The organism is Mycobacterium sp. GA-1199, assembly GCF_001500045.1.
Lineage (GTDB): Bacteria > Actinomycetota > Actinomycetes > Mycobacteriales > Mycobacteriaceae > Mycobacterium.
The window spans coordinates 21,709-38,119 of the sequence record NZ_LQIX01000054.1 but is presented as its reverse complement, the minus strand read 5'-3'; the positions used below and the strand labels follow the sequence as shown (position 1 = coordinate 38,119).

Genomic DNA, 16,411 nt, shown 5'->3' with positions numbered 1-16,411 from the left:
CGGCCGTGACGACGAAGAACGCCAGGCGCACCCAGGCGGAACGCACCGAGGCGACCGTCTCCGCGCTCGTCGACGCGGCGCGCGCGTTGTTCGCCGAGAACGGATACGAGGCGACCTCGCTGGACGCGGTCGCGGCCCGGGCGCGGGTGACCAAGGGCGCCGTCTACCACCACTTCGAGGGCAAGCGCAGCCTGTTCGAGGCGGTGTTCACCCGCGAGGTCGAGCGGATGGCCGTACCGCTGGCCGAGGCCTATCAGCGTGCCTACGCGCGCAAGAAGGATCCGTGGGACGCGTTCGGGGCGGCCTGCCGGGTGTTCCTCGACGAGTGCCTCGACCCCGGGGTGCAGCGGATCGTGCTGCGCGACGCGTTCACCGCGCTGGGCTGGGAGGAGATGCGCCGGCTGGAGACCCCGCTGCTCGACATGATGGAGGCCGCGATCGCCCGCGCGGTCGACGCGGGCGTGATCGCCAAGCGTCCACCCGGACCACTGGCCCACTTCCTGTTCGGGGCCCTGTGCGAGACGGCCATGATCGTCGCGCGGGCAACCGATCAGCGCTCCGCGCACCGCCAGGCCGTCACCGAGCTCGGTCACGTTCTCGGCGGCCTGGTCATCGGCTGATTCGGGGTGAGACGGCCGACGTGGGAAGATGGGACGCGTGTTGCGATGGACCACTGCTGGTGAATCACACGGCCGCGCCCTGGTGGCCGTGGTCGAAGGCATGGTCGCGGGCGTGCACGTCACCTCGGACGACATCGCCGGTCAGCTGGCGCGCCGACGTCTCGGGTACGGCCGCGGCGCCCGGATGAAGTTCGAGCAGGACCAGGTCACGATGCTTGCGGGGGTCCGGCACGGTGTCACGCTCGGCGGCCCGATCGCGATCGAGATCGGCAACACCGAGTGGCCGAAGTGGGAGACGGTGATGGCACCGGATCCGGTCGACCCTGCGGAGCTGGCCGAAAGCGCGCGCAACGCGCCGCTGACCCGGCCCCGGCCCGGGCACGCCGACTATGCGGGCATGCTCAAATACGGTTTCGACGACGCCCGCCCGGTGCTGGAGCGCGCCAGCGCGCGCGAGACCGCGGCGCGCGTCGCCGCCGGCACCATCGCCCGGGCGTTCCTCTCCGAGGCCCTCGGCGTGGAGGTGCTGTCCCATGTCATCTCGATCGGCGGCTCCGACCCCTACGACGGCCCGCCGCCGCAAGCCGGCGACCTCGCGGCGATCGACGCCAGCCCCGTGCGCGCCTACGACAAGGACGCCGAGAAGTCGATGATCGATGAGATCGAGGCGGCCAAGAAGGACGGCGACACGCTGGGCGGCGTCGTCGAGGTCGTCGCGAACGGCCTTCCGGTCGGACTGGGCTCCTTCACCAGCGGTGACAACCGGCTGGACAGCCAACTCGCGGCCGCGGTGATGGGCATCCAGGCGATCAAGGGCGTCGAGATCGGCGACGGCTTTGCGACCGCGCGCCGTCGCGGCAGCGTCGCCCACGACGAGATGTATCCGGGACCGGACGGCATCATGCGCTCGACGAACCGCGCGGGCGGACTGGAAGGCGGGATGACCAACGGCCAACCGCTGCGCGTCCGGGCGGCGATGAAGCCGATCTCCACGGTGCCGCGCGCCCTGGCCACCGTCGACATGTCCACCGGTGAGGAGGCCGTCGCGATCCACCAACGCTCCGACGTGTGCGCGGTGCCCGCCGCGGGTGTGGTCGTCGAGACCATGGTGGCGCTGGTACTGGCGCGTGCGGTGTTGCAGAAGTTCGGCGGCGACTCGTTGACCGAGACGCGCACCAACATCGACAACTACCTGCGGGCGGTCGCCGAACGTGAGCCCTCTCCGCAACGGGTCCAGGCTTCGGGCTGATGGCGCCCCGAGCAGTGCTGGTGGGGTTGCCCGGTTCGGGTAAGTCCACCATCGGGCGGCGGCTGGCCAAGGCGCTCGACCTCTCGCTGCTCGACACCGATGCCGCGATCGAGGAGACCACGGGCCGCACAATCGCCGACATCTTCGCCACCGACGGCGAGCAGGAGTTTCGCCGGATCGAGGAAGAGGTGATCCGCTCGGCGCTGCAGACCCACGACGGCGTGCTGTCGCTGGGCGGCGGCGCGGTGACCACACCCGGTGTGCGCGAGGCGCTGGCCGGTCACACCGTGATCTATCTGGAGATCAGCGCCGCCGAGGGGGTGCGCCGGACCGGCGGAAGCACGGTGCGTCCGCTGCTCGAAGGTGGTGACCGCAGCGAGAAGTTCAAAGCGCTGATGTCCGAACGGGTTCCGCTGTACCGCCAAGTGGCGACGCTGCGGGTCAACACGAACCGGCGCAACCCGGGCGCGGTGGTGCGCTACATCGTGGCCCGCCTCGAGAACCCCGAAACCTCCCACCCTCCGCGACGCAAGCGCCGCTCGCCGTGGCGCAGGGGGCCGTCGCAGCTGACCGCCGAACCCAGTACCGAGGCCCCGCCGTCCCCGGCGGCGGTCGCCGCCCGAAATCCGAAGGCCAACCGTGACTGAGCCCGTGACCATAGACGTCCTCGTCGACCCTGCCTACCCGGTGATCGTCGGCACCGGACTGCTCGGCGATCTCGAACGCGTGCTCGAGGGCAGGCACAAGGTGGCGATCCTGCACCAGCCGACGCTTGCGCAGACCGCCGAGGTCATTCGAAGCACCCTGGCGGACAAGGGGATCGACGCACACCGCATCGAGATCCCGGACGCCGAGAAGGGCAAGGATCTGCCCGTCGTCGGGTTCATCTGGGAAGTGTTGGGGCGCATCGGGGTCGGCCGCAAGGACGCGATCGTCAGCCTGGGCGGGGGAGCGGCCACCGATGTCGCCGGGTTCGCCGCGGCGACCTGGCTGCGCGGAATCGACATCGTGCACGTGCCCACCACGCTGCTCGGCATGGTCGACGCCGCGGTCGGGGGAAAGACCGGCATCAACACCGACGCGGGCAAGAACCTGGTCGGCGCGTTTCACCAGCCGGCGGCGGTGCTCGTCGACCTCGCGACGTTGGAGACGTTGCCGCGCAACGAACTCGTGGCGGGTATGGCCGAGATCGTCAAGGCCGGTTTCATCGCCGATCCGACGATCCTCGACCTGATCGAGGCCGATCCCGACGCGGCGCTCGACCCGACGGGCACCGTGCTGCCCGAACTGATCCGCCGGGCGATCGCGGTCAAGGCCGAGGTGGTGGCCGCCGACGAGAAGGAGTCGCAACTGCGCGAGATCCTGAACTACGGCCACACCCTGGCCCACGCGATCGAACGCCGCGAGCGCTACCAGTGGCGGCACGGCGCTGCTGTCTCGGTGGGGTTGGTGTTCGCCGCCGAACTCGGCCGGCTCGCAGGCAGGCTGGACGACGAAACCGCCGAGCGACACCGCTCCGTGCTCACCTCGCTGGGACTCCCCGTCAGCTATGACCCCGACGCGTTCGGCGAACTGTTGGAAAACATGGCCGGTGACAAGAAGACCCGCGCCGGTGTGCTGCGGTTCGTCGTGCTCGACGGTCTGGGCAAGCCCGGGCGCCTGGAAGGGCCCGACCCGTCGCTCCTGGCGGCGGCCTACGCAGAGATAGGGCGGTGACGTCATGACCCAGACCGTGCTGGTGCTCAACGGCCCCAACCTCGGCCGGCTGGGCCGGCGCGAACCCGACGTCTACGGCAGCACCACCCACGACGAGCTGGCGGCGCTCATCGACCGCGAGGCCGAGACCCTCGGTCTGAAGGCCGTTGTGCGCCAGAGCGATAACGAGGCCGACCTGCTGGGCTGGATTCATGCGGCCGCCGACGCGGGGGATCCGGTGATCATCAACGCCGGCGCGCTGACGCACACGTCGGTTGCCCTGCGCGACGCGTGCAGCGAACTCCGCGCGCCGCTGATCGAGGTGCACATCTCAAATGTGCACGCGCGCGAGGAGTTCCGGCATCATTCGTACCTGAGCGCGGTGGCCACCGGGGTGATCGTCGGGCTCGGGGTGCAGGGTTACCTGTTGGCCCTGCGGTATCTGGCCAGCCTGGGTGAGGATCCGCGTTCGTCGGTGCTGGCCACCGAGTAGCAGATCGCCGTCGAGATCACGGTCGGCAACACGAGGGTGAGCACCAGCACGCAGATGACGATTGCGGGGTTCGGCGCCGTGAGCCAGGCCTCGGGGATGCGGGCCAGGCTGACGGCGAGCCAGGATCCGACGATCGCGAGCACCACGGTGCCGATGGTCGCGAACTTGATCGACCGAAGCTCCAGCAGCGTCGGTTCGGCGGTGTCGGCCAACGACTTCCGCAACGTCCGGGTGCGCAGGTACACCAGCACGAAATCGGCGATGACGAACGCCGCGGCCGCGACGACGATGGCGCCCTCGACCCACACCGCGGGCCGGTGGCCCCACATGAAGCGCAGATAGTCGATCGAGGTCTCGGACACGATCAGCGTCGCGGTCATCGCGGCCGCGAAGGTCAGCCAGCCTCCGAGTTCGGCAAGGAAGCAGTACGCGCGCACGTCGGCGGGGTCCTGGTCGCTCACCTTGTTGACGGCGTGGCTGGCCAGCATCCAGCCGAGCCCGCCGAACAACGCCGCCGCACCCGCGGCCAGCATCCCGGTCGACACCGCACCCTGAGTCCAGGCGATCGCGCAGGTGGCCCGGCGCGATCCGTCGGGCACCTGGGTCCCGGTGATCAAGCTGAACAGGAAGCTGTCGAGCATCAGGACCAGAACGGCCGAGGAGAACAGCGCGAGGGTGTGCACGCCCTCGCGGCTGTTCTTGTCGAACAGCAGGGCGATCGCGGTGATCAGGAAGCCGCCGAGCACCCCGGCGAGCTGTGAGTTCGACGCCGCGGACGACAGCACACTCCATTGGTCGGACGTGCAGAACTCGTCCGGATTCACAGGGGAAACTACAGAGTGCTTGGCCCGGCGCTAGACCCGGTCGTCGCGGGGCGCGGTCTGGGTGGTCTCGTCCGTGCCCGGTTGGCTGACGGCGGCGAACACGTCGGTGTCCGCGCGGTCGTCGTCACCGGCGCGGTGCAGGTGCGGGGTCTGGTCGGCCTTGCGGTCGACGAGCCAGCGGCCGAGCGCCACCCCCGCGAGCGCGAACAGGAACACCAGCAGCGCGGTGAAGGCCGCGAAGGTGGTGAGTTCGTTGACGAGCGCCTCCACGTAGAGCGCCTTGTAGAACAGCGAGATGAACCAGGCCACCGCGCCGCTGACGATCCCGGCGAACAGGCCGGCCAGCAGCCAGATCATCGCCAGGTCTCCGCGGCGGTCCGGGTCCGGATTGGCGCGGGCGTCGGCGCGTCCGTCGACGAACCCCCAGAGGAACACCGCGACGGCGTACAGAACGACCAGCACGACACTGATCAGTCCCGCCTTGGTCTCCCACGCGTTGATCAGCGCGCCCTGCAGCAATCGCACGATCACCATCAGGGCCGCGAACACCAGTCCGCGCAGCAACCACTTACTCATGGGGCCTCACCTTAGCGAGTAGCGTCATCGACCGTGACTATTTCACAGCGCCGGGACCGGCTGCGCGAGCGGCTGGCCGAATCCGGAATCGATGCCATGTTGGTATCGGACCTGGTCAACGTGCGCTATCTGAGCGGGTTCACCGGCTCCAATGCCGCGCTGCTGGTCAAGGCGGATGACGAAACGCCGGTGCTGGCGACAGACGGGCGCTACCGCACGCAGGCGGGGCAGCAGGCGCCCGACGCCGAAATCGTGATCGAGCGGGCCTGCGGACCGCATCTGGCGGGTCGTGCCGCCGCCGACGGAGTGCGCCGGCTCGGCTTCGAGAGTCACGTGGTGACCGTCGATGCGTTTTCGGTCCTGACGAAGGCCGCCGGCGAGCGGACCGAACTGGTGCGCGCCGCCGGGACCGTCGAGGCCTTGCGCGAAGTCAAGGACGCCGGCGAGGTCGCATTGCTGCGGCTGGCATGCGAGGCGGCCGACGCGGCACTGCGGGACCTGGTCGACCGGGGCGGGCTGCGGGCCGGGCGCAGCGAGAAGGAGGTCGCCCGCGAGCTGGAATGGCTGATGCTCGAGCACGGCGCCGACGGTCCGTCGTTCGAGACGATCGTGGCGGCCGGGCCGAACTCGGCGATCCCGCATCACCGGCCCACCGACGCCGTGCTGGCCGCCGGTGACTTCGTCAAGATCGACTTCGGTGCATTGGTGAGCGGCTACCACTCGGACATGACCAGGACCTTCGTGCTCGCGCCGATCGCGGACTGGCAGCACGAGATCTACGCGTTGGTGTCCGCCGCGCAGAAGGCCGGTCGCGAAGCGTTGGCACCGGGAGTCGCGTGCAAGGACGTCGACGCCGCGTCGCGGCAGGTCATCGCCGATGCCGGCTACGTCGAGAACTTCACCCACGGCCTCGGCCACGGCGTGGGGCTGCAGATCCACGAAGCGCCGGGAATCAGCGGCGCGTCCGTCGGTACACTGCTTGCTGGCTCCGCGGTGACTGTGGAGCCCGGTGTCTACCTGCCCGACCGTGGCGGTGTCCGGATCGAGGACACGCTCGTCGTCGGAAACGACACTCCAGACTTGCTCACCCGGTTCCCCAAGGAACTGGCCATCCTCTGACAGGAGTACTACCAACGTGGCAACGACCGCCGACTTCAAGAACGGGCTCGTCCTGGTGATCGACGGCCAACTCTGGCAGATCATCGAGTTCCAGCACGTCAAGCCGGGCAAGGGGCCGGCCTTCGTGCGCACCAAGCTCAAGAACGTCGTCTCCGGCAAGACGGTGGACAAGACCTACAACGCCGGGGTGAAGGTCGAGACCGCGACGGTCGACCGGCGCGACGCGACCTATCTGTACCGCGACGGTACGGATTTCGTGTTCATGGACTCCGAGGACTACGAGCAGCACCCGCTGCCCGAGTCGCTGGTCGGCCGTGCCGCCGGCTTCCTGCTCGAGAGCATGCCGGTGCAGATCGCCTTCCACGACGGCAACCCGCTCTACCTCGAACTGCCGGTGACCGTCGAGCTCGAGGTGACCCACACCGAGCCGGGCCTGCAGGGCGACCGCTCCAGCGCGGGCACCAAACCCGCGACCGTCGAGACCGGTGCCGAGATCCAGGTGCCGCTGTTCATCAACACCGGCGACAAGCTCAAGATCGATTCGCGCGACGGCAGCTATCTGGGTCGGGTGAATGCCTGACCTGGGCGAGCGGAGCGCAGCGGAGCGACGGGGTGAGTGACCTGAGGGGCGAGCGGAGCGCAGCGGAGCGACGGGATGAGTGACCTGAGGGGCGAGCGGAGCGCAGCGGAGCGACGGGGTGAGTGACCGCAAAGGCGATCGGGGAAGGCATCAGGCCCGTAAGCGCGCCGTCGACCTGCTCTTCGAAGCCGAAGCGCGCGGACTCACCTCAGCGGAGGTGGCCGATGCGCGAAATGCGTTGGCCGAGAATCAGTCCGACGTATCGCCACTGAATCCCTACACCGTGACGGTGGCCCGGGGGGTGACGGAGCATGCCGCACACATCGACGATCTGATCGCCGCCCACCTGCAGGGGTGGACGCTCGAGCGGTTGCCCGCGGTCGATCGCGCGATCCTGCGGGTCGCGGTGTGGGAGCTGCTGCATGCCGACGACGTTCCCGAACCGGTGGCAGTGGATGAGGCGGTCGAACTCGCCAAGCAGTTGTCCACCGACGACTCACCGGGTTTCGTCAACGGAGTGCTCGGTCAGGTGATGCTCGTGACGCCGCAGATCCGAGCCGCCGCTGCGGCCGTGCGGGGTGAGGGTAGCGGGAAATAGGTGATGCCCACACCGCAGGATTGGGCGCCGTACACGAGCGTCGACGAAGCGGCCAGGGTGTATCTCCGCGACCCCGAACTCGCGCTCGACCAACTGCGGCCGGTGGTGGACCTGCCGATCATCAAGTCGTTCATCATGTCGCGCGGCTACATCGACGAGCCGTGGGGCGAGGAGGACCAAGCCCTGTGGCAGGAGGTCGTCCTCACCGACGGGCACCGGTTGATCATGTGGCGCGCCGATGACGAGATGTCGTCGACCGACCGCGACCGTCGCGTCCTCAACGCATCGGTGCGCACGATCCTGCTGTCGACGATCACCGATCACGTGCTCACGACCGAGTACGAGGTGCTCGACGACGGCACTCGGCGCCTGTCGGAGGTGAGGTTGCGGATGTACACCCAACTGATCACCCGCGTCCGGCAGAAGTCGGCCACCGAGTCAGACATCTACTGCGAGTCGTTCCGCTACTACAAGTCCGTCGACAACGGTGGGCTCGCTCAAATGCAACGGCTGCTGCAGTTCGGCCGGGTCCTCTCGCGCAGCATGCAATAACCCCAACTTTCGTTCACCGCGATTGTTAATCGGTTGCCGCAGTGCTGGTGGCGCATACGCGTCCATCGGCGCAGTTTCACCTGGTAGCCGCCCGGTGCGGGCGGCGCATTGAACGTCGCCGTTTCGAGGCGATGTCGGGCACCGCGCGACGGCTCGCCCACGCCCCTAGCGTGTTCGGCATGTCGCAGCCCGAGCCGACGCCCCTGCGCCGGCCCCGCGCCGATCGCGCCCGGCAGGTCGCCGATGTGTTGCGCCACCAGATCCACGCGGGCGCCTTCGACGGCGGCCTGCCCGCCGAGCACGATCTGGCGGCCGAGTTCTTCGTGTCCCGCAACACGATTCGCGCGGCGCTCACCGTTCTCAAGAACGAGGGGCTGATCGATCGCGGGCCCAAGGTCGGCACCCAGGTGGCGGTGCGGAAGTACGACCACGGGCTCGACGCGCTGGTGGGGTTGAAGGAGACGTTCAAGGACTACGGCGAGGTTCGCAACGAGGTCCGCGCGGTGCAGCGCCTGTCCGCGCCTCCCGCGGTCGCCCGCAGGCTGCGGCTGCAACCGGGCGAGCAGGTCGTCTTCATCGAGCGGCTGCGTTATCTCGGCGACCTTCCGCTGTCACTCGATCTGACGTACCTGGCCCCCGACATCGGGGCCGAGGTGGTGGCGCGCCCGTTGGAGACCAACGACGTGTTCGCGCTCATCGAACAGGTCAGCGGTCACCGGCTGGGCGCGGCGACACTGGCGCTGGAGGCGGTTTCGGCCGATGCGCACTCCGCGGCGACGCTGCAGGTGCCCGACGGCGCGGCCCTGTTGATGCTCGAACGACTCACCAGTCTCGACGACGGCCAGCCCGTCGACCTGGAGTACATCCGCATGCGCGGTGACCGAATCACCATGCGCGGCAGCCTGATGAGGAGCAACCCGTGACACTGATCAACCAACGCGCCGATGTGCCCGTGACGATCGACGAGTCGTTGTGCATCCAGGGCTGCACGCTGTGCGTCGACATCTGCCCGCTCGACTCGCTGGCGATCAACCCCGACAACGGCAAGGCCTTCATGCATGTCGACGAGTGCTGGTACTGCGGTCCCTGCGCGGCGCGCTGTCCCACCGGCGCCGTCACCGTCAACATGCCCTACCTGATCCGCTGAGGACCCCACCATGGCGAGACCGTTCATCCGCCTGGCCGCGTTGGCCGCCGGGCTCACCGTCGCGGCCTCGGGCTGCGCGCTCGACTCCGCGTCCGATTCCTCCGACGTCGTCAACGTCGTCGTCGGATACCAGTCCAAGACCATCAACACCGTCACCGCCGGCACGCTGCTGCGCGCACAGGGATACCTGGAGCGGCGACTCGGCGACATCGGCGAGCGCACCGGCACCGAGTACCGCGTGACGTGGCAGGACTACGACACCGGAGCGCCGATCACCGCACAGATGGTCGCCGAGAAGATCGACATCGGATCCATGGGCGACTATCCGATGCTGATCAACGGATCCAAGACGCAGGCCAACGAGCGCGCCCGCACCGAGATCGTCTCGGTGACGGGCTACAACCCCAGGGGCGCACTGAACATGGTTGTCGTCAAACCGGATTCACCGGCGCAGACGCTGACCGACCTCGAGGGCCAGAAAGTGTCGGCCAGCGTCGGGTCGGCGGGCCACGGCATGCTGGTGCAGGCGCTGTCGCGAGCGGGCGTGGACCCCACCACCGGGGTCGAGGTGCTCAACCAGCAACCGCAGGTCGGCGCTTCGGCCCTGGAATCCGGTCAGGTACAGGCACTCTCGCAGTTCGTCGCCTGGCCCGGGCTGCTCGTCTTCCAGGACAAGGCCAAGCTGCTCTACGACGGCGCAGAGCTGGACTACCCGACCCTGCACGGGGTGGTCGTGCGGCGTGCCTACGCGGCCGAGCACCCAGAGGTGCTCGATGCGTTCCTGCAGGCGCAGCTGGATGCGACCGAATTCCTCAACGACCGACCGTTGGAGGCCGCGCGGATCGTCGCCGAGGCCAGCGGGTTGCCGCAGGAGGTGGTGTACCTCTACAACGGTCCCGGCGGCACGTCGTTCGACACGACGCTCAAGCCGTCGCTGATCAAAGCGCTCGAAGGTGATGTGCCATATCTGAAGTCGATCGACGACTTTGCCGACCTGGACGTGGCCCGCTTCGTCGAGGACGCTCCGCTGCGCGCCGCATTCGACGAGCGCGGCCTCGACTACGACGAGGCGGTGGCGGCCACGGCCAACCCGTCGCTGATCAAGGGCACCGACCCGGTCTGCAACACCGCGGTGACCGATCCCGCCCAGGCCGGTGAACTGTGGTTGGACGGCGCCGACGCCACGCAACCCGCGGCGACGCCCGCGTGTCTGCTCAAGGCGGTTCGCGAGGCCACCGCCCGCGGGTCGATCATCCGCGCCGCCTACGTGCCCGACACCGAGTTCGGCACCCGCTGGTTCGCCGACAAAGCGATCTGGGTGAAGGACGGCCAAGATTACCGGCCGTTCGCCACCCCCGGCGGTGCGCAGCGGTTCATCGCCGCGCATCCCGGTAGCGCCGCGGTCGACTACGAGCAGGCGTTGGCAGGTGCGGCATGACGACCGTGGCCGACGTGATCGAATCCCCGGTGCGTGTCGAGGCCGCGCCGGTGCGCGACGGGAAGTCGGTGGTCTGGCGCCGCCGGTCGGTACGGGTGGGGTCCGTCGTCGCGGCCGTGGTGCTCTGGCAGGTGTTGACGGCCAACGATGTTCGCGCGTGGCTGCGCTTCGACACCCTCCCGACGGTGACCGAGGTCGCCACCGCGCTCACCGGCCGGCTGGGCACCCAGAACTACTGGCTCGACCTCGGGCAGTCGCTGATCCGGATCCTGACCGGGTTCGGGCTTGCCGCACTCGTCGGTGTCGTCACCGGCATCATGCTCGGCCGATCGACGGTGTTCGCCGACGTGTTCGGACCGCTCGCCGAGCTCGCCCGACCCATCCCGGCCATCGCGATGGTGCCGGTCGCGATCCTTTTGTTTCCCACCGACGAGGCGGGGATCGTGTTCATCACGTTCCTCGCGGCGTATTTCCCGATCATGGTCAGCACGCGTCACGCGGTCCGCGCGCTGCCGACCATCTGGGAGGACTCGGTGCGCACGCTGGGAGGCAGCCGCGCCGATGTGTTGCGCCGGGTCGTGCTACCGGGAATCCTGCCGGGTCTGTTCGGCGGCCTCTCGGTCGGCATGGGCGTGGCGTGGATCTGTGTGATCTCGGCCGAGATGATCTCCGGCCGACTGGGTGTCGGGTACCGGACGTGGCAGGCCTACACGGTTCTCAACTACTCCGACGTGTTCGTCGGCATCATCACGATCGGTGTGCTGGGCTTCACGACGGCCGCCGCAGTCGAACTGATCGGCAGGCGAGCGACGCGCTGGCTGCCGCGCGCCGAGGAGAACATTCGATGACCGTCACCGTCGCCCCCGAGACGCTGCAGGGCTTGCGGCTGCAGCTCGAGGACGTCCGGTTGTCCTACACCGGCGAACCCGTCGTCGACGGCCTGAGCCTCGACGTGCGCCCAGGGGAGATCCTGGTACTCACCGGACCATCAGGGTGCGGCAAGTCGACGGTGCTGCGCGCGCTCACCGGGCTGTTGCGCCCGGACTCCGGCCGAGTGCTCGCCGACGGCGCCGAGGTCGCGACGACGTCGCGCGACAGGGGCATGGTGTTCCAGGACAGCGCTTTGTTGCCCTGGCGCACAGTGCGATCCAACATCGAACTGGCGTTGCAGCTGCGCGGTGTCCCGCGGTCGGGGCGACGCGAACGCGCCGAGCGGTGGATCGATGAGGTGGGGCTTTCCGGATTCGCCGATTACCTGCCCAAGAGCCTCTCGGGCGGTATGCGTCAACGCGTGCAACTGGCGCGTGGGCTGGCGGGTGCACCGCGGGCGGTGATGATGGACGAGCCGTTCGCCGCGCTGGACACCCAGACGCGGGCGGCGATGCAGCGCCTGCTGATTCAGACGTGGCAGGCGCACCCGACCACGATCGTGTTCGTCACCCACGACGTCGACGAGGCGTTGATCATCGGCGACCGCGTCGCGGTGCTGGGCCGGGTGGGCCAACCGCTGCGCGCCCTGGTGGACGTGCCCCAACCGCGGGTCACCGACGCCGTCCGTTCCGAAGCACGCACCGAAATCCTTGCCGCTCTGCATTATTCCTCATGAACATTCCTGAACTCGCCGACACCGTTCGGCTCGACTGTGACGTGCTGGTCATCGGTGGCGGAACCGCGGGCACCATGGCCGCGCTCACCGCCGCCGAACACGGCGCTGCGGTACTGCTGCTGGAGAAGGCGCACGTGCGGCACTCCGGTGCGCTCGCGATGGGGATGGACGGTGTCAACAACGCCGTGATCCCCGGCAAGGCGACACCGGAGGAGTACGTCGCCGAGATCACGCGCGCCAACGATGGAATCGTCAACCAGCGCACCATTTACCAGACGGCGACCCGCGGATTCGCGATGGTGCAGCGGCTCGAGCGCTACGGCGTGAAGTTCGAGAAGGACGAACACGGCGAGTACGCCGTGCGCAGGGTGCACCGGTCCGGCTCCTACGTCCTGCCCATGCCCGAGGGCAAAGACGTCAAGAAGGCGCTGTACCGGGTGCTGCGACAGCGGTCGATGCGCGAGAAGATCCGCATCGAGAACCGGTTGATGCCGGTGCGGGTGCTCACCGACGACACCGGACGCGCCGTCGGCGCGGCCGCGCTCAACTCGCGCACAGGCGAATTCGTCGCCGTCGGGGCGAAAGCGGTGATTCTGGCCACCGGTGCGTGCGGGCGGCTGGGGCTGCCGGCATCGGGCTACCTCTACGGCACCTACGAGAACCCGACGAACGCCGGCGACGGTTACTCGATGGCGTACCACGCCGGCGCCGAGCTGTCCGGAATCGAGTGCTTCCAAGTCAATCCGCTGATCAAGGACTACAACGGACCGGCGTGCGCCTATGTGGCCAACCCGTTCGGCGGCTACCAGGTCAACGCGCTCGGGGAGCGGTTCGTCGACTCCGACTACTGGTCGGGGCAGATGATGGCCGAGGTCAAACGCGAGATCGAATCGGCCCGCGGCCCGATCTACCTGAAGGTCTCGCACCTGCCCGACGAGACGCTCGGCGCGCTCGAGAACATCCTGCACACCACCGAGCGGCCCACCAGGGGCACCTTCCACGCCAACCGCGGGCACGATTACCGCACCCACGACATCGAGATGCACATCTCCGAAATCGGCTTGTGCAGCGGGCACTCGGCCTCCGGGGTATGGGTCGACGAACATGCGCGGACCACGGTGCCGGGACTGTACGCGGCCGGCGATCTGGCGTGCGTCCCGCACAACTACATGATCGGGGCCTTCGTCTACGGCGACCTCGCAGGCGAGCACGCGGCGTCCACGCTCGCCGACGTCGCCCTGCCGGCGGTCCTTCCGCAGGGTCAGCTGCGCGAGGCGCACGACCTCGTCTACCGCCCGCTGCGCCATCCCGAGGGACCGCCGCAGCCGCAGGTCGAGTACAAACTGCGCCGCTTCGTCAACGACTATGTGGCACCGCCGAAGACGGCCACCAAGCTGTCGATCGCCATCGAGACCTTCGAGCGCATGCGCGACGAGATCGGCGAAATGGGCGCCACGACACCGCACGAGCTGATGCGCGCCGTCGAGGTCTCGTTCATTCGTGACTGCGCCGAAATGGCGGCGCGTTCGTCGTTGACGCGCACCGAATCTCGGTGGGGCCTCTACCACGACCGAGCCGACCTGCCGCAGCGTGACGACGAAGGTTGGCGGTATCACCTGAACTTGCGCAAGGATTCCGACGGGTCCATGGTGTTCGTCAAACGGCCCGTGGCACCGTATTTCGTGGCGGTACCCGATCTGGAGCACCTGCCCTCCGATGATCCGGTCACGCATGTCCACCAGCCATCGATCGCTATCGGCCGGGCTCCCACTGACGGCGCATCCCGGATCCGGCGCGCCGCGCCTGCCCAGCCGCCGTCGCCGCGTATCGCCGCGGTGCTCGCGCTCGAGTTGCCGTCGGTTCCGGAGCTGGCCGAGTTCCTTGCCGACGTCGATGCAGGTGTGCGGCGCACCGCGGTGGCCACGCTTGTGGAGCATCTGCCCGATGGATACGAGGCGCCGCTGATCGCCGCATTGGCTGATACCGATGCCGGCGTCCGGCGGACCGCCGCCGACGGGGTGCGCGAGTTGGTCGAGGTGCTGAGCTCCCCGGAATCTGTTGCAGCGCACGTCCAGTCGTCCGATCCGGTGGTGCGCGCGGTGACGATCTACCTCCTGTCGGCGCGTCGTGTGGGTACCGAGGACGTGTATCGTCGGGCCCTCGGCGACGCCGATCACCGCGTGCGGATCGAGGGCGTGCGCGCGCTGGTGTCGGTCGACGACGCCGACGGCGTGGCGGCGGCCGCCGGTGACGACAACCGTGAGGTCCGCATCGCGGCGGCCAACGGACTGGCGACGCTCGGCACGGGCGCCGACGCCGTGCGCCGGTTGGTGCGTGACACCGACCCGCTGGTCCGTGCGGCGGCGCTCTCAGCGCTCGGCGCGGTCGGGTGGGGCGGCGATGACGAGCCGGGTGTGCGCGAAGCGCTCACGGCGCCGGCCTGGCAGGTACGCGAAGGCGCGGCGCGCGCCCTTGCGGGCGCCGCACCGGCCGTCGCCGTTCCGGCGTTGTCGGGGGCGCTGACCGATCAACACCTCGACGTCCGCAAGGCCGCGGTGCTCAGCCTGAGCCGTTGGGTGGCCTCCGAACAGGCGGCGCGGGACGCATTGGAGATCGCGCTCAAAGACGGCGACGCCGACGTACGTGCCTACGCCCGGCAGGCCTTGGCGCGCGCGGGCTACGACACGGACATCGCCGGATAATCCGGCAGCTCGATCGAATCGGCCGTCGTGAACCACAGCCGTGCGGCCACCGGCCGAAACGGCCAGCGCTGCATCCATTTCATCACCGCCGCGTTGACCGCGATATCGGACTCCGACATCGGTGCGTACCGGTCGATCGTGTTGTTCAACTTCTGGCAGGTGTCGACGTATGGGCGCATTCGCGACTCGTATCGCGCCAGTGCGTCGGGCAGGCCGTCGGCCTCGAACGAACTCGCCGGCCCCAGTTCACCCGCGAGAAGATAGGCGCCGACCAGGGCAAGGCTCGTGCCCATACCCGACAGCGGCGATGCGCAGTATCCGGCATCACCGACCAGGGTGACGCGTCCGGTCGACCAGGACGGCATGTGGATCTGGGCGAAGGAGTCGAAGTAGAAGTCGTCGGCTTCGTGGGCGGCGGCCAGCAGCGCGTCGCATTCCCACCCGGCGCCTGCGAACCGCTCGGTGAGGATCTTTCGCTGTTGGTCGAGGTCGTGCCGGTCGTACTGGATGGGTTCGGACCGAAAAGCCAGGCCGGCCTTGGCGATTGCGGGATCGTGGGAGGGGCGCATCGAGGCGTTGAGGCCGCCGGGAGCCTGGTAGAGCAGATACCAACCGTCGAGTCCGACGCTGTCGGGTGCGGAGAACCACGCGTTGTATCCGCCGATCGGCTTGACGAACTGGTCTTCGGGACCGAAAGCCAGGCGGCGCACCGCCGAATGCGGACCGTCGGCGCCGACGACGAGGTCCGCGTGCAGCACGGTGCCGTCGGTCAGCGTCGCTTCCATTCCCGCGTCGCCTTCGTGGAGTTCGGAAATCCGCTGTCCGAAACGGTATTCGACCGAGTCCCGGGTGGCCTGGTACAGCACGTCCACCAGATCGCCGCGCAGGATTTCCAGCTTCGACACCAGACCGTTGCCGCCGAACGCCGTCACCGCCATCTCGGCACGTCTGCTGCCGTCTGAACGCACCCAGGCCGCACCGCGTTGCTCGAGCGCGCGGGCCCGCATCTGGTCGATCAAGCCCATGCGCTCGACGACGTCGCCGCCCGCGCCCCGAAGATCGACCGTCTGGCCGCCGGGCCGGACACCCGGCGCGACCTCCACGACGATGACGCGATATCCGTTGCGCGTCAACCAGAACGCCAACGACGGCCCGGCGATCCCGGCACCACTGATCAGGACGGTCTGCTGGGTCACCCCGCCAGACTAAACG

17 protein-coding genes and 1 pseudogene are annotated in these 16,411 nt (G+C 68.7%); 15 read left to right on the top strand and 3 right to left on the bottom strand.

The features are described from left to right. The first annotated feature begins 5 nt into the window (after nt 1-5). From AU198_RS22370 to aroQ, 5 genes and pseudogenes are all read left to right on the top strand, one after another. Entirely contained in the window at nt 6-620 is a 615-nt protein-coding gene (locus tag AU198_RS22370) for a TetR/AcrR family transcriptional regulator (RefSeq protein ID WP_064350775.1), read from the top strand. Between the two features lie 37 nt (nt 621-657). Continuing rightward, nucleotides 658-1,869, top strand: coding sequence for a chorismate synthase (aroC, locus tag AU198_RS22365; protein ID WP_064350970.1), 1,212 nt, complete (start codon nt 658-660; stop codon nt 1,867-1,869). Then, nucleotides 1,869-2,384 (top strand): annotated as a pseudogene (locus AU198_RS22360) (shikimate kinase); the annotation flags it as partial. The gene aroC and the pseudogene AU198_RS22360, both read left to right, overlap by 1 nt. A 124-nt stretch (nt 2,385-2,508) precedes the next feature. After that, nucleotides 2,509-3,585: a 3-dehydroquinate synthase gene (gene aroB, locus AU198_RS22355; protein ID WP_064350773.1), complete on the top strand. Its 1,077-nt coding sequence runs from the start codon at nt 2,509-2,511 to the stop codon at nt 3,583-3,585. Between the two features lie 4 nt (nt 3,586-3,589). Further along, complete coding sequence (gene aroQ / locus AU198_RS22350; RefSeq protein WP_064350772.1) at nt 3,590-4,057, top strand: type II 3-dehydroquinate dehydratase; 468 nt, start codon at nt 3,590-3,592, stop codon at nt 4,055-4,057. Here aroQ and AU198_RS22345 read toward each other — a convergent pair. Both AU198_RS22345 and AU198_RS22340 read right to left on the bottom strand, forming a co-directional pair. Further along, nucleotides 3,985-4,881 (bottom strand): hypothetical protein, encoded by an 897-nt coding sequence (locus AU198_RS22345; RefSeq protein ID WP_064350771.1) that lies wholly within the window; start codon nt 4,879-4,881, stop codon nt 3,985-3,987. The genes aroQ and AU198_RS22345 overlap by 73 nt on opposite strands. A gap of 30 nt (nt 4,882-4,911) precedes the next feature. Next, nucleotides 4,912-5,457, bottom strand: a complete 546-nt coding sequence (locus AU198_RS22340) for a B-4DMT family transporter (RefSeq protein ID WP_064350770.1) — start codon at nt 5,455-5,457, stop codon at nt 4,912-4,914. A gap of 33 nt (nt 5,458-5,490) precedes the next feature. Between AU198_RS22340 and AU198_RS22335 the strand changes: the two genes are divergently transcribed. From AU198_RS22335 to AU198_RS22290, 10 genes are all read left to right on the top strand, one after another. Continuing rightward, nucleotides 5,491-6,576 (top strand): M24 family metallopeptidase, encoded by a 1,086-nt coding sequence (locus AU198_RS22335; RefSeq protein WP_064350769.1) that lies wholly within the window; start codon nt 5,491-5,493, stop codon nt 6,574-6,576. A gap of 16 nt (nt 6,577-6,592) precedes the next feature. Further along, nucleotides 6,593-7,156 carry an elongation factor P gene (gene efp / locus AU198_RS22330; protein ID WP_064350768.1) on the top strand — a complete coding sequence of 188 codons (564 nt, stop codon included), beginning with the start codon at nt 6,593-6,595 and terminating at the stop codon, nt 7,154-7,156. 118 nt (nt 7,157-7,274) lie between these two features. Beyond that, complete coding sequence (gene nusB / locus AU198_RS22325) at nt 7,275-7,754, top strand: transcription antitermination factor NusB (protein WP_064350767.1); 480 nt, start codon at nt 7,275-7,277, stop codon at nt 7,752-7,754. A gap of 3 nt (nt 7,755-7,757) precedes the next feature. Then, the gene (locus AU198_RS22320; protein WP_064350969.1) at nt 7,758-8,306 is read left to right on the top strand and encodes a hypothetical protein; all 549 of its coding nucleotides are present in this window, start codon (nt 7,758-7,760) and stop codon (nt 8,304-8,306) included. A 179-nt stretch (nt 8,307-8,485) separates the two neighbouring features. Next, nucleotides 8,486-9,229, top strand: coding sequence for a GntR family transcriptional regulator (locus tag AU198_RS22315; protein ID WP_064350968.1), 744 nt, complete (start codon nt 8,486-8,488; stop codon nt 9,227-9,229). Beyond that, on the top strand, nt 9,226-9,453 hold the full coding sequence (locus AU198_RS22310) for a 4Fe-4S dicluster domain-containing protein (RefSeq protein WP_064350766.1): 228 nt from the start codon (nt 9,226-9,228) through the stop codon (nt 9,451-9,453). The genes AU198_RS22315 and AU198_RS22310 overlap by 4 nt, the downstream gene beginning before the upstream one ends. A 10-nt stretch (nt 9,454-9,463) precedes the next feature. Continuing rightward, nucleotides 9,464-10,891: an ABC transporter substrate-binding protein gene (locus AU198_RS22305; RefSeq protein ID WP_064350765.1), complete on the top strand. Its 1,428-nt coding sequence runs from the start codon at nt 9,464-9,466 to the stop codon at nt 10,889-10,891. Next, nucleotides 10,888-11,739, top strand: coding sequence for an ABC transporter permease (locus tag AU198_RS22300; protein ID WP_082691163.1), 852 nt, complete (start codon nt 10,888-10,890; stop codon nt 11,737-11,739). The genes AU198_RS22305 and AU198_RS22300 overlap by 4 nt, the downstream gene beginning before the upstream one ends. Further along, a complete protein-coding gene (locus tag AU198_RS22295) occupies nt 11,736-12,497 on the top strand; it encodes an ABC transporter ATP-binding protein (RefSeq protein WP_064350764.1) in 762 nt (253 codons plus the stop codon). Before AU198_RS22300 ends, AU198_RS22295 begins: the two co-directional genes overlap by 4 nt. Continuing rightward, nucleotides 12,494-15,199, top strand: a complete 2,706-nt coding sequence (locus AU198_RS22290) for a fumarate reductase/succinate dehydrogenase flavoprotein subunit (protein ID WP_064350763.1) — start codon at nt 12,494-12,496, stop codon at nt 15,197-15,199. The genes AU198_RS22295 and AU198_RS22290 overlap by 4 nt, the downstream gene beginning before the upstream one ends. Here AU198_RS22290 and AU198_RS22285 read toward each other — a convergent pair. Then, on the bottom strand, nt 15,175-16,395 hold the full coding sequence (locus AU198_RS22285; protein WP_064350762.1) for an FAD-dependent monooxygenase: 1,221 nt from the start codon (nt 16,393-16,395) through the stop codon (nt 15,175-15,177). The two genes, AU198_RS22290 and AU198_RS22285, sit on opposite strands and share 25 nt — an antisense overlap. Nucleotides 16,396-16,411: the final 16 nt, after the last annotated feature.